General features: G+C 37.9%; 11 protein-coding genes. 4 read left to right on the top strand and 7 right to left on the bottom strand.

What is annotated here, in order from left to right; genetic code table 11:
- Positions 1–191 precede the first annotated feature (191 nt).
- A complete protein-coding gene (locus NMK36_RS02915) occupies positions 192–527 on the top strand; it encodes a hypothetical protein (protein WP_254172947.1) in 336 nt (111 codons plus the stop codon).
- 132 nt (positions 528–659) lie between these two features.
- Here NMK36_RS02915 and NMK36_RS02920 read toward each other — a convergent pair whose 3' ends face one another.
- The 5 genes from NMK36_RS02920 to NMK36_RS02940 form a co-directional block, all read right to left on the bottom strand.
- Complete coding sequence (locus NMK36_RS02920) at positions 660–2,153, bottom strand: IS5 family transposase (protein ID WP_254172948.1); 1,494 nt, start codon at positions 2,151–2,153, stop codon at positions 660–662.
- Positions 2,154–2,319: 166 nt separating this feature from the next.
- Entirely contained in the window at positions 2,320–3,813 is a 1,494-nt protein-coding gene (locus NMK36_RS02925; protein ID WP_254172949.1) for an IS5 family transposase, read from the bottom strand.
- A gap of 213 nt (positions 3,814–4,026) precedes the next feature.
- A complete protein-coding gene (locus NMK36_RS02930) occupies positions 4,027–6,420 on the bottom strand; it encodes a DUF1565 domain-containing protein (protein ID WP_254172950.1) in 2,394 nt (797 codons plus the stop codon).
- Positions 6,421–6,625: 205 nt separating this feature from the next.
- Positions 6,626–7,687 carry a ribbon-helix-helix protein, CopG family gene (locus tag NMK36_RS02935; RefSeq protein WP_254172951.1) on the bottom strand — a complete coding sequence of 354 codons (1,062 nt, stop codon included), beginning with the start codon at positions 7,685–7,687 and terminating at the stop codon, positions 6,626–6,628.
- 410 nt (positions 7,688–8,097) lie between these two features.
- Positions 8,098–9,465, bottom strand: a complete 1,368-nt coding sequence (locus NMK36_RS02940) for an ATP-binding protein (RefSeq protein WP_254172952.1) — start codon at positions 9,463–9,465, stop codon at positions 8,098–8,100.
- Positions 9,466–9,740: 275 nt separating this feature from the next.
- Between NMK36_RS02940 and NMK36_RS02945 the strand changes: the two genes are divergently transcribed.
- Genes NMK36_RS02945 through NMK36_RS02955 form a run of 3 tightly spaced genes read left to right on the top strand, consistent with a single transcriptional unit; the run spans position 9,741 to position 11,404 of the window.
- A complete protein-coding gene (locus NMK36_RS02945; protein WP_254172953.1) occupies positions 9,741–10,643 on the top strand; it encodes an ATP-binding protein in 903 nt (300 codons plus the stop codon).
- Positions 10,644–10,647: 4 nt separating this feature from the next.
- A complete protein-coding gene (locus tag NMK36_RS02950; protein ID WP_254172954.1) occupies positions 10,648–10,995 on the top strand; it encodes a hypothetical protein in 348 nt (115 codons plus the stop codon).
- Positions 10,996–11,008: 13 nt separating this feature from the next.
- Positions 11,009–11,404, top strand: a complete 396-nt coding sequence (locus NMK36_RS02955) for a hypothetical protein (RefSeq protein WP_254172955.1) — start codon at positions 11,009–11,011, stop codon at positions 11,402–11,404.
- A 123-nt stretch (positions 11,405–11,527) separates the two neighbouring features.
- On the opposite strand, the gene NMK36_RS02960 is transcribed toward NMK36_RS02955, so the two are convergent.
- Both NMK36_RS02960 and NMK36_RS02965 read right to left on the bottom strand, forming a co-directional pair.
- Positions 11,528–11,971, bottom strand: coding sequence for a PIN domain-containing protein (locus NMK36_RS02960; RefSeq protein WP_254172956.1), 444 nt, complete (start codon positions 11,969–11,971; stop codon positions 11,528–11,530).
- Positions 11,958–12,185, bottom strand: a complete 228-nt coding sequence (locus tag NMK36_RS02965) for an antitoxin family protein (RefSeq protein WP_254172957.1) — start codon at positions 12,183–12,185, stop codon at positions 11,958–11,960. The genes NMK36_RS02960 and NMK36_RS02965 overlap by 14 nt, the downstream gene beginning before the upstream one ends.
- Positions 12,186–12,218: the final 33 nt, after the last annotated feature.

The following is a 12,218-nucleotide window of genomic DNA, read 5'->3' on the forward strand; positions in this document are numbered from 1 at the left end:
CAATTTCTGTTTAATTGATCATTTTTCGTTGCTAGGTAGAACCTAGCAATACTTTAATCAGGCTCTGCCTGCTGTTAACAAGAGGCAGAGCCTCCCTGAGTTAATTCCCTGGTAGAACCAGGGAACTAGCTAACACTTGACTGAGTACGCAAGTCCTGTTAACATTTAATTAAATTTTAGGAGTCATAATTGTGTCTAATCCATTAAATAAGTTTATTAAAGACTTTGTTGGGGGCCTTGTTAATATTGAAGACATTGTTAAAGTAACGGGTGAAAAAGCTAAAGATATTATTCAAACCAGTAATATTTTTGCTAAAAATTCTAATGAAAGTGAGGAATCTTATCAGGCTAGACTTAAATATTTACAAAATAAAGAAAATCAAAAAACTGAAAGATTAAAAATAAAATTAGAGAATAAACAACAAATGGCACTTTTGAAAGAAGAACAGAAAAGGGTTAAAGCTGAAGAAAAAGCTGAACAAAAAGAAGAAAGAGCTTTAGCTCGTCAACAAAAAAAAGAAGAATAAAAGGAAAAAAAGCTTTAGCTCATCAACAAAAACTATAAGAAAAAATGCGTAAGTCCTGACCAGATATTTCTTGTTGCTAGGTTCTACCTAGGGCTTGCTGAAAAAGTAACAGAAAAGGAAACGGATGATTAACTAGCTAATGGAGTTAGAAGGATAAATAACTTTTCTTGGAGGTAAGGAGTTAACAGATAACTTGTCATAATCTATGATCTGAAAAAAGTAATTGAGTAAAAAAATTGACCCCAAAAGCTGTCTAAGAAGGGCAGAGAGATTCATCACTAAAAAAGTAATAGCAATTGCCGTTTCGGAAGTATGAGCTAGTTTATTCATAATGCGATTGAGGCTAAATCTTCTTTTTCCTTGCCCAAATTTGCCCTCAATCGAATTCCGAATTTTTTCATCCTCTAACGCCTGTTTCTTAGTAGATTTACTAAGATTTGCTGGAGGTCTCCCTAACGGGGGGCCACTGATTCTAATTCCTCTTTCTTTACACCAAGCTCTGTTGTCTCTAGTCCGGTAAATTTTATCTACATGGACTGACTCAGGATAATGTCCCGTATATTCTTTAAAAGCCTCTATTTGTGTTTTTAAATCACAGGATTCGTTAAAATTATCCCAACTAATCCGGTCAAGAAATACATAGTCATCCATACAACTCGCAGACAATTTAGCACCAAATTCTACTGACACTCCGGCTTTACCTCGCACAATCGGACGAATATGAGGTTGGCTCAAACTGACGATTCTATCGGAAATACTTTGTTTGTTATTATCATACATCCACTGCTGTTGACGATAAACTTCTGATATGACTAATAAACTCTTATATTGCTTGTTATTTAAGCTATCCAGCGTCCCTCTATTGGCGATGATTTGGTCTATATGCCCTAAGTTTCGTTTAATATATTGCAGTTGTTTTTTAATGGCATTTCGTCTTTTTTTCCGCGCAGGTCGGCGTTGTTTTGCTACTTCTAGGTAGTCTTTTCTCGCTTTTTTTCTATAAGTTCTGGGTTTCTTCTCTGATTTATCCTGACGGCTTTTATGCAAACTATCAATGATTTTTTCTGTCTGTTCTCTGGCTTGATTTAAAATTTTTAAGTCTGTCGGATATGTGATATCAGCCGGGGCACAAGTTGCATCTGCTATTAATTTTCCTCGGTTTTTCCTCTCACTTCCTTCTTCAGCTTCTGATTGATTTTCGGTGACTGGCTCCTTACTCGCCTCTCGCATTCTTTTGATCATTACCCGATTGACTTTATTCACTAAATTCACATTGATTCTTGTCCGAAAGTGCACTAACATTGAGGCATCAAATGGTGCCTTGTTCCTGTATTCTGACAACCCGATAAAATACTGCAAGTAGGGATTTTCTTTGATTTGTTCTACTGTTTCTCTATCACTTATTCCTAATTTTTCTTTGATGATTAAAGCTCCCAATGCCATCCTAAATCTTTTGGCGGGTGCTCCCATCACAGAAGAGAATAATTCTTCATATTCCGCTTCAAATTCTTCCCACGGTATCCATTGAGCCATGATTACCCACCGATTATCTTCCGACAGCTTTCCCTCAAACGGCAGTTTGAACTCTTCGGGTGGTGTCCTTGGTTGTTCGTCTTTACGGTACATTTTCCCCGACTCCTGCAAGGTTTTTGGGCTATTTTACACCTATCCCTTGCACCTGATTCATTTTTTCTTGTCTTCTCCTCCTGCCTGTTCTGGCTTTTCCCCTTTTTTCAGCAAGCCCTAGTTAATCATTTGTTTCCTTTTCTGTTACTTTTTCAGCAAGCCCTAACTAGCGAATGAAGTTAGAAGGGTAAATCAGTTTTTTTTGAAGTAAGGAGTTAACAGATAAGTTGTCATAATCTATGACTCGAAAAAAGTAATTGCATAAAAAAATTGACCCCAAAATCTGCCTAAGAATGACAGAGAGATTCATCACTAAAAAAGTAATAGCAATGGCCGTTTCGGAAGTATGAGCTAGTTTATTCATAATCCGATTCAGGCTAAATCTTCTTTTCCCTTGCCCAAATTTGCCCTCAATTGAATTCCGAATCTTTTCATCGTCTAACGCCTGTTTCTTAGTAGCTTTACTAAGATGTGCTGGCGGTCTCCCTAATGGGGGGCCACTGATTCTAATTCCTCTGTCTTTACACCAAGCTCGGTTTTCTCTCGTTCGGTAAATTTTATCTACATGGACTGACTCAGGGTAATGCCCCGTATATTCTTTAAAAGCCTCTATTTGTGTTTTTAAATCACAGGATTCGTTAAAATTATCCCAACTAATCCGGTCAAGAAATACATATTCATCCAGACAACTCGCCGACAATTTGGCTCCAAATTCTACTGAAGTTCCGGCTTTTCCTCGGACAATTGGACGAATATGGGGTTGGCTCAAACTAACGATTCTGTCCGAAATACTCTGTTTGTTATTCTCATACATCCATTGCTGTTGGCGGTAAACTTCTGATATTACTAATAAACTCTTATACTCTCTGTTATTCAAGCCATCCAGCCTGCCTCTATTGGCGATAATTTGGTCTATATGTCCTAAGTTTCGTTTAATATATTGCAGTTGCTTTTTAACTGCTTTTCGTCTTTTCTGTCGGGAAGGTCGGCGTTGTTTGGCTACTTCTAGGTAGTCTTTTCTGGCTTTTTTTCGATAAGTTCTGGGTTTTTTCTCGGATTTATCCTGACGACTTCTATGCAAACTATCAAGGATTTTTTCTGTTTGTTCTCGGGCTTTATTTAAAATTTTTAAGTCGGTCGGATACGTGATATCCGCAGGCGCACAAGTCGCATCTGCTATTAATTTTCCTCGGTTTTTCCTGTGACTTCCTTCTTCAGCTTCTGATGGATTTTCGGTGACTGGCTCGTTACTCGCCTCTCGCATTCTCTTGACCATTACCCGATTGACTTTATTGACTAGATTCACATTGATTCTCGTCCGAAAGTGTACTAACATTGACGCATCAAATGGTGCCTCGTTCCTGTACTCTGACAACCCAATAAAATACTGCAAGTAAGGATTTTCTTTGATTTGTTCTACTGTCTCTCTATCACTTATCCCTAATTTTTCTTTGATGATTAAGGCTCCTAATGCCATCCTAAATGTTTTGGCCGGTGCTCCCATCACGGATGAAAATAATTCTGCATATTCCACTTCAAATTCTGACCAGGGTATCCATTGCGCCATGATTACCCAGCGATTCTCTTCTGAGAGTTTTCCCTCAAATGGCAGTTTGAACTCCTCTGCTGGTGTCTTTGGTTGTTCGTCTTTACGGTACATTTTCCCCGACTCCTGCAAGGTTTTTGCGCTATTTTACACCCATTCCTTGCACCGGATTCATTTTTTCTTGTCTTCTCCTCCCCCTGTTCTGGCTTTTCCCCTTTTTTCAGCAAGCCCTACCTAGCAATACTTTAATCAGGCTCTGCCTGCTGTTAACAAGAGGCAGAGCCTCCTTGAGTAAATTCCCTGGTAGAACCAGGGAACTAGAGGGAATTAAACAATATAAGGAGAATCAATGGCCTGTGCTCGATTAACGGCCACTAAGGTTTGATAGAAAATTGCCGCAATTTCCGCACGGGTGACATCTTTTAACGGGTTAAAAACCTCTTTTTTCGGGTAATTGACAACCATATTTAATTCCGTTGCGGTAATCATGGCATTAACAGCAAAAGCTGGAATTTGAGCACGGTCAGTATAAACACTCAAATTAGTTGGTGTTCCTCCCGTTAATTTCAACCCATTCACTAAAGAAACAATCGCCTGAGAGCGAGTTAAATTTTGATTCGGTCGGAAGGTTTTATCAGGATAACCCGACAGAAAACCTGCCCGATTTGCTTGATTAATGGCTTCTTTCCCCCAGAAATCTGCGGGGACATCGGTAAAAGCCGTTGCTTCCCGAATGGGGGTGAGTGTAAATGCTTTCATCAACATTGCAGCGTGTTGGGCGCGAGTTAAGGTCGCATCCGGTTTAAATGAACCATCGGGGAACCCGCTAATAATCCCCATATCCGCTAACCGCTCAATAAAGGTTCTGGCCCAGTGAGACGTAATATCGTTGAATTTTGCGCCACCCGGAGCCGGAGTCGGCGTGGGAGTTGGGCCAGGGCTGGGTGCTGGGGTGGGAGAAGGCGTTGGACTTTGATTAGCACTAAATTCAATATTTCCTAATGTCCGAGTGGGGTTAATTTGATTTCCTACTGAAACTAAGGTGAATTTACTGGCATTTTGCACATCATATTTGCCATTATCAACAAATACATTGCCACCATTATCTTGAGGATTACCCAAATCTGGAGCAGAATCAGCAATCACCGTTAACCCGTCTTGAAGATTTTTCTTAACTTGGTTTTTTCGCAATACGGGTTTAGATTGTCCTGATAACACCAACCCAGAGCGGTTTTCCAGAATTTCATTTTCAATAATTAATGGGGCAGCAGAGGCTTGCACAGCGATCGCATATCCGGTATTTTGGAATTTATTCCCCCGAATTTCTCCTTTAGCATTTCCCGCTAAAGCGATCCCATTTCCCACATTTTGAATAAAATCACTATTAAGTACCGTAGGAATGGCTGTTCCTGTTGCAAATAACCCTTCTCGTTTGGATTTTGATAAAGTACAACTGGCAACGGTACAATAAACGGATTCTGCCCAAATTCCGGTTCCTCGCGTTTGCTCATTGGTGACACTGACACCCTTAACCGTCGAGTTATTTTGCATCAAAATCGTAATATTCTGAGCCGCTGCACTGGGACTGGTAAACGTACCACTCCCGACAATCACTACATCTTGGCCTTTTGTAGCTTCATTCCCCAGAATTGTGACTCCCGATGGCACAATTAAGGGAAAGACTTCCCCACTAGCAGCGTTATAGCTTCCGGGGGCGACTTGAATCACGGTTCCTGATTGGGCACGACTCAGGGCTTTAGCAATGGTTTTTAAGGGGTCAGATTGCCCACCTGTGGCAGAATCATTGCCTGTGGCAGAATTAACAAATAAGGTGGCAGATGCAGCCATCGGTACAGTTTGAGTCACGACTTGTAGAGTTCCTTTAACGCGAGTAGGACTAATAATATTTCCAAAAGAAGTTAAGCTGGCAGTTCCAGCATTTTGAACATCAAAACCGCCATTATTGCGAATGGTATTTCCCCCTGGAGTTTGCACGGTTCCCAAATCGGGTGTGGCTTGATTTAGGATAACAACACCATCGCCACTATTGCGTTCAATTAGGTTTTGACGCAAAATCGGTTTAGCGTGATCTGCAATTAATAATCCAGAGCGATTTTCTACAATAGCATTATCTCGAATTAAGGGAGCAGCTTGATCTTTAATGGAAAGACCATATCCGGTATTTTGAAAGGTATTTCCTTGAATTTCTCCTTTGATTTCCCCTTCAATGGATAGGCCATACCCTTCATTTTGAGTAAAAATACTATTGAGAATTTGAGGATTTCCTGAACCCACTGCATAAATCCCTTCCCGTTTACAGCGAGTCAAGGTACAATTGGCAATCATAGGAGATTGAGATTCAATCCAAACCCCAGTTCCACGAGTTTGAATATTGGTGACGGTTACGCCGAGCAATTGGGCGTTATTTTCCATCAAAATTGTAATATTTTGACTCGCCGCACTGGGACTGGTATAGAGTCCATTTCCTTCGATTAAAATGCCACTGCCTTTACCTGATTCATTCCCCATAACAATGACCCCTGAAGGCACAATTAGGGGGAAAGTTTCACCACTGAAACTATTATAAGTGCCAGCTTCTAGGTAAATTGTAGTTCCAGACTGAGCTTGAGACAGGGCTTTTTTTAAGGTTTTAAAGGGGGAATTGGAGTCCCCAGAACTGAAATCGTTTCCAGTGGCGGGGTTAACGTACAGAGTTACCATAATTGTGTTTTTGATTAAACCGTCTGCGCTTTATCCTAGGTTCTGTTACACCTCTGGTGTTAGGGATTCGGTCAAAAAACCGGAAAAACTTAATTTATTTTAATATTGTTCTGTTGGTTATACCTTTAGGGGGTTTCAGCCCTGGTTTCAAGTTAATGCTCTGTTTTTGGGAATTCAAGATGGGCATAGCCCATCCTTCTTTTGCTTAACTGTTATAGGTGCGATAACGCCATTTAGACAGTTGAGATTCTCCAAAGCAAGCTAATCCTTGCAATTCTAAAACCCGTTTTTGCAAAGTGTCAATTAAGTTATCTTGTTCTTGCAAATAGGTTTTCAACGCATCATAATTAACTGTTGTATTCGTCGTTCCCGGCTGTTGTGTTTTACTAGAAACTAAACTCGCTAATTTTTGTTCCATTGTCGCTATTTGAGCTTTTTGGGTTGCACAAATATGCTCTAGCTGGGAATAACTTTCTGTAGAAATACTGTGAGCTAATTTTACTTCTAATTCAGTAATTTTCTCTTGTTTCATTTGCAGTTGCGCTAGAGACCCATTACTGGCATTAAGTTCTTTTTCCAGGGCTTGAATTTGCTGAGTTAATTGTGCTTCAATGGTGCGTTGTTGTTCTAATTCGTTTTGCAAGGTTTGGTGGGTTTCTGCCGAAATTTTTCCGGCTAATTCCTGTTCTAATTCAGGAATTCGATTTAATTGAGTTTGTAATTGAGCAATCGTTGATTTTTGTTGTTCTGAGGCTTTTTGTAAAGCTTGATACACTTCTACATCAACGGTTTGTGTTATTTTTTGTTCTAGTTGATGGTGTAGATTAGTAATGGTTTGTTTTTGCTGTTCTGCTTCTTGTTTTAAGGCTTCATGGGTTGCAGAATCAACGGTTTGCGCCAGTTGAGCTTCTAATTCTGATATCCTAGTCAGTTGCTGCTGTAACTGTTGAATGGTATTAGCTTGTTCTTCAACTTGCTGTTTTAAGGCTACAGTCTCAGAGGAAAGATCAGAAGACTCTACATTAGCAGTTTCTACCGTTTCAGAGGAAGTGGAAGGTGCTGTTTCTGGAGTTTTGGTAGATAGATTTAACTCCCCTTTTCCTAGGCGTTCAAATAACTCAGATTTGGAGACTCCTAATTCTTTAGCCAAGGATTCTATCTGTTGTGCTGAATCAGCCGTTAATGAAACCGTAACTTTTACTTTGTCACTAATGGCAGAAGCAGGACGGGAAGTAGAAGGAGTGCGTTTTTTTCTATTGGTGGACATGAGACTATATTCCTTAAAAATTTCACTTAGGAGACAAGAATTTTAGATTGTGGATGTTATCACAACAATTCAACCCAAAATCTAAAAGGGTTTATCCCAAATTCATCGATTGGATGGCGGTAGACTTTCAATCGTGAGGTGTGCATCTCACTGTTGACATTTTGAATTCCTGTTCAACATTATCCTGCAATAGCCTACATTTAGAAGTATAGGGCGGTGCAGAGACAAAAAAGTGTAAATTTTGTGAAGAACAAGAGGGCGGGTTTGTGGAGCAGGCGTCCCGCCTGCTAAAGGTCTATGGAAAAAAGGAGGGTAGCTTATCTGGGAGAGCAGGAGGACAGAGGAAGTCCAACCGTCATCGCTCTCAGCAGCCCAAAGCAAAAATATGTACTTAATAAATAATTTTAACCTTAACTAAAGTTTTTTACAAATCCTCTAAAAATAGAAGACAATTTAAACATAATTTTATCCTGTTTTATTTTAGCAACTAAATACCGTTGCTGTAAAGATTGTAACCCATTAATTAAATCCGTTGATGATAACTCTACACTTTCTCTCAATGTTTCTCTGGATAAGGGTTGCTCAAATTGACTGAATTTTAAAACGATTTGTTGTTCAACCTGTGAAAGTCTATTATATAATTGGTTAAAGTGCGATCGCATTTTCTGAGTAATCACTAATTCATTCTCAGCTAAAAACTCAGCAACATCACCATCAAATATATTTTTAATTAAAATAGCAATACTTTTTAAATAACTAGAATTTCCTTCGTATAGATTAATTAAATTTAACCAACATTCTTGATTTTCTAACCCTTTATGATTCAAAATATTAGTATCATATAAACCCGATAATTCTAAACACTTAACCGGATATAATTCCTCATCTAAACTTTCCATTTCTGCACATTGTTCTTGACTAATTAAAATTAAACTACTCTGATGTTGAGTTTCTGTGATCAAGGTGAAAAAGTTTTGGTAACTGTGATATTCCGGTTGATATTGTCCCGCAAATTCACCCGGACTAAAGATATTCTGCACATCATCAAGGATAATTAAACATTTTTTATTTGTGAGAAGATCTAATAATTCTTTGAATTGCTCATCTATAGTCTGTTTTTCTTCTGGTTTAATAATATTCAATAAATCCTTAACAAGCAATTCTAAAGGTTTAGGATATTTTAAACTTCTCCAAATAATGACTTCAAATTGATCTAAGTTCAAATCAATAAACCTTTTAACCAAAGCGGTTTTACCTATTCCCGATATTCCTAATACTGAGATTAAACGACTATTTTGTTTTAATATCCAATTAGATAGAGTTTCAAGTTCTGTTTCTCGGTTGTAAAAATTTATTATTTTAGGAGCTAAAGTTAAATCGTGATCAGGGGATTTAATAACAAGCGAATCCTCTGTATTGACAGAGATATGATGATCCAATTTTGACCCATTAGGATATAAATTTATATTACTATTAATCCCAATATTAACTACCTGTTGTTGTGTCGTTGAATGATGAGAACTTTTTAATCTTTCAAAAGTAGAGTGGAAATTTGATTTATGGATATTTTCACCTAATTTTTCCGATAATATTTGCCATAATTTATAACCTACATCTCTTACATGGCGTTCACTCCGGTTAGATTGATCAGCAATTTCCTCATAAGTTTTACCATTCCACACTCCCTTAACTACTACCTGCTGAGAATCATCCAAGTGTTTCCCCGTTTGCGAAAAAACTAAATCATCCGCAAATTGTAAAACTTCTGTTACATTCATAGGATTTAGACAAGTCAATAAATTTGCCCATTATAGCTTAGTTTATCATAGTCATTTTCCGTCATTATCTGATTTTTTGTAAAAATTGTGTAACATAAATTACGTCATAATCTGATATTTAAGAGTGGTTAAATACCTAAAACTTGTGCCATTGTATAGTTGAGCAAAACGGCGAAAGCACTCAAAAAAAATTTTTGAGGTTTTGCATAAAATCGGAGTTTGCACCCGATAGCAATAGTAGGACACCAAATTTCAAGGACTAAAACCAGAAACAGATGGAGTACGAAATTGTCAAAGATAGTGATAGGTCAAATCAGCAGGAGAAAGCGCAGCTTTTAGTAGAGGAGCCAAAATGGACTCTCGAAGAAGTTGCACTATCCAAAAGTACACTTGACCAAATTGATGAGATGATTGCCTATATACAAAATCGAGAAAAACTTTTGTATGAGTGGCAGTTTAATCGCTTTTTGAAAACAGGAAGTGGTTTGAGCGTTAACTTTTTTGGTATACCGGGTACAGGTAAGAGTATAACTGCTGAAGCCATTGCTCACAAGCTTGGAATGTCAATTATTAGAGCCAACTATGGTGAGCTTGAATCTTCTTTAGTAGGCGGAACTTCTGATAACTTAGTATCAGTTTTTAACATAGCAGAAGAAACCAAAAGCTTGTTATTCTTCGACGAAGCTGATGCTGTTTTGAGTAGAAGAATCTCCAATTTATCACAAGCCGCCGATCATGGTGTTAACTCAGCAAAAAGCACATTGCTAACTCTCTTAGATAAATTCAACGGGATTATTGTTTTTGCAACTAATCTTTTTGATAACTATGATGAGGCTTTCCTGAGAAGGATTCTTTTTAATGTAGAATTTCTAGCTCCTGATTTTCCAATGAGAGAACAGCTATGGAGATTCCACTTGTCAGAAAATGTGACAAAACAAGTCACTTATGACAATTTGGCAGATATTAGTGATGGTCTTTGTGGGGGTGACATCAAAAATATCACGATTAAGTTAGGCTTAAAATTATTGACTGGAAAGGTAAAGACTATTGATGAGCCTTTAGTCAAAGAGGAAATTGCACGTTATACAGAAGTAAAAATACGGCACAAGAGAAAGGAACTTTGGGCTGAAACTTCTGTGAATGGAAATGACGGAAATCAAAATATTATGGAGAAGTAGTTTTATGGACCCAATTACTTGGGCAATAATTATAGGAAGCTTTTTGGGTGGGGCAGCTATTGGCTATTTTTGGGATGAAATCAAAGCTTGGGCTAGTAAAGTTTTAGGCTACATTCTTGATGGCATAAACTATTTAATTGAAGTTACTTCAGACGCTGTTGTTTATCTTGTCAAACAGGGAACTCGTGTTTACAAGAGAATAGAAGTTTATGTTAGAAATATTCGTACAGGCGGTACGAGACTTGAATATAGACAAGAAGAGATATCCCCCTATGATCTCCCTGATGATATCAATGCTGAACTTAACAGAAAGATGAATAATAAATTGGAAATTGCACGCGGATCAACATAGGAGATAATTAATTATGGATAAGCAAGAAAGCCTTCAAGACAAATTTGGGAAACTATTTGATACCATAACAAATATTCCCAAAAAGCTCGCAGATGCAGTTGAGGATGGACTCAGAGAACCTTCTAATTTAGTTTGCGTTAAAGACGGATTGCTGGATTTTGAACAAATTGAAGATGATGTCAGAGAAATTCACAGAAATCTCAAAGCGAGAGGAGATAAAGTTCTTGGAAGTCATCTCATTTTAGATGATCAACGTAACTTGATGGAAATTCGGACTTATGCTGAGAGAGGTAATAAAACTTTTGTGATCCCCGTTGATGCAGAGGTCAGACGAGTAACTAACATTCCCCCTGATGTGTTAGACGAACTGAAGAAAAAAGGGCGCATTGAACTCAGTTTAAAAGTTTAAAATGTCGGGTGGGCAATTTTGAATTTATAGTGGTTTTCAATTGCATAATGGATGGGGATTAAAAACCCGGTTTCTTTAAGAAACCGGGTTTTTAAGGTTTAAGGTAGTTGAGAATGCGATCGCTCATTTTAAATCTCTGAATGGATTGATAATCTGTAAAGTATCTTCGATGATTAAACCATCTTGCATATCTTCGGAATATAGAACAGTTATATCGCCTAAAATTTCACTAGCAATGATTATACTATCCCAAAATGAAAGTGAATAGCAATCCCGCAATTTTACAGCATACTGAATTGTTGCAAAGGAAACAGGTAAAATTTCACAGCCCGATCCCAAATCCTCAATTAGACTTTGAATCTGTGAATTATCAAATTTGGCTTTGCGAATTAAATTTGAGCAGACTTCATTGACAACCTGCGTGCTAATAACTAAGTTTTCTTGACTGGTAATACTTGTAGCTATTTGTTGTTTTGCTCTAGCATCTGAATCATTAGGATTAACGATAAAACGATAGAGCCACATATTAGAATCAACAAAAAAACGTTGAGGTTTACCAACGCTCATTCGCTTCCTCTCTTGTCAAGGAATGAAAGTTAGGAATCACAATAGGATTTGCTGTTAATTGAGCAATAATCCCCGTTTTAGGAAAGCTTTTCGTTTTTTTAATAGATTCCGATTCTATAATCAGTTTTACGGTTTGACCTTCTGTTAATTGGAAATCAGCTAAGGGTCGAAAAACCCCGTTTTCAAAAATTGCATCAAAACTTTGTTTTTTCATAATGAATTAGGTGATTATTTAACTCTTTTCTAT

Source organism: Planktothrix pseudagardhii (genome assembly GCF_904830925.1).
Lineage (GTDB): Bacteria > Cyanobacteriota > Cyanobacteriia > Cyanobacteriales > Microcoleaceae > Planktothrix > Planktothrix tepida.

Bases quoted from the DNA above. Each gene is read 5' to 3' on its own strand.
- NMK36_RS02955 (WP_254172955.1), top strand. From the start codon at position 11,009: ATGGATAAGCAAGAAAGCCTTCAAGACAAATTTGGGAAACTATTTGAT.
- NMK36_RS02935 (WP_254172951.1), bottom strand. From the start codon at position 7,687: ATGTCCACCAATAGAAAAAAACGCACTCCTTCTACTTCCCGTCCTGCT.
- NMK36_RS02945 (WP_254172953.1), top strand. From the start codon at position 9,741: ATGGAGTACGAAATTGTCAAAGATAGTGATAGGTCAAATCAGCAGGAG.
- NMK36_RS02930 (WP_254172950.1), bottom strand. From the start codon at position 6,420: ATGGTAACTCTGTACGTTAACCCCGCCACTGGAAACGATTTCAGTTCT.
- NMK36_RS02920 (WP_254172948.1), bottom strand. From the start codon at position 2,153: ATGTACCGTAAAGACGAACAACCAAGGACACCACCCGAAGAGTTCAAA.
- NMK36_RS02925 (WP_254172949.1), bottom strand. From the start codon at position 3,813: ATGTACCGTAAAGACGAACAACCAAAGACACCAGCAGAGGAGTTCAAA.
- NMK36_RS02950 (WP_254172954.1), top strand. From the start codon at position 10,648: ATGGACCCAATTACTTGGGCAATAATTATAGGAAGCTTTTTGGGTGGG.
- NMK36_RS02965 (WP_254172957.1), bottom strand. From the start codon at position 12,185: ATGAAAAAACAAAGTTTTGATGCAATTTTTGAAAACGGGGTTTTTCGA.
- NMK36_RS02960 (WP_254172956.1), bottom strand. From the start codon at position 11,971: ATGAGCGTTGGTAAACCTCAACGTTTTTTTGTTGATTCTAATATGTGG.
- NMK36_RS02940 (WP_254172952.1), bottom strand. From the start codon at position 9,465: ATGAATGTAACAGAAGTTTTACAATTTGCGGATGATTTAGTTTTTTCG.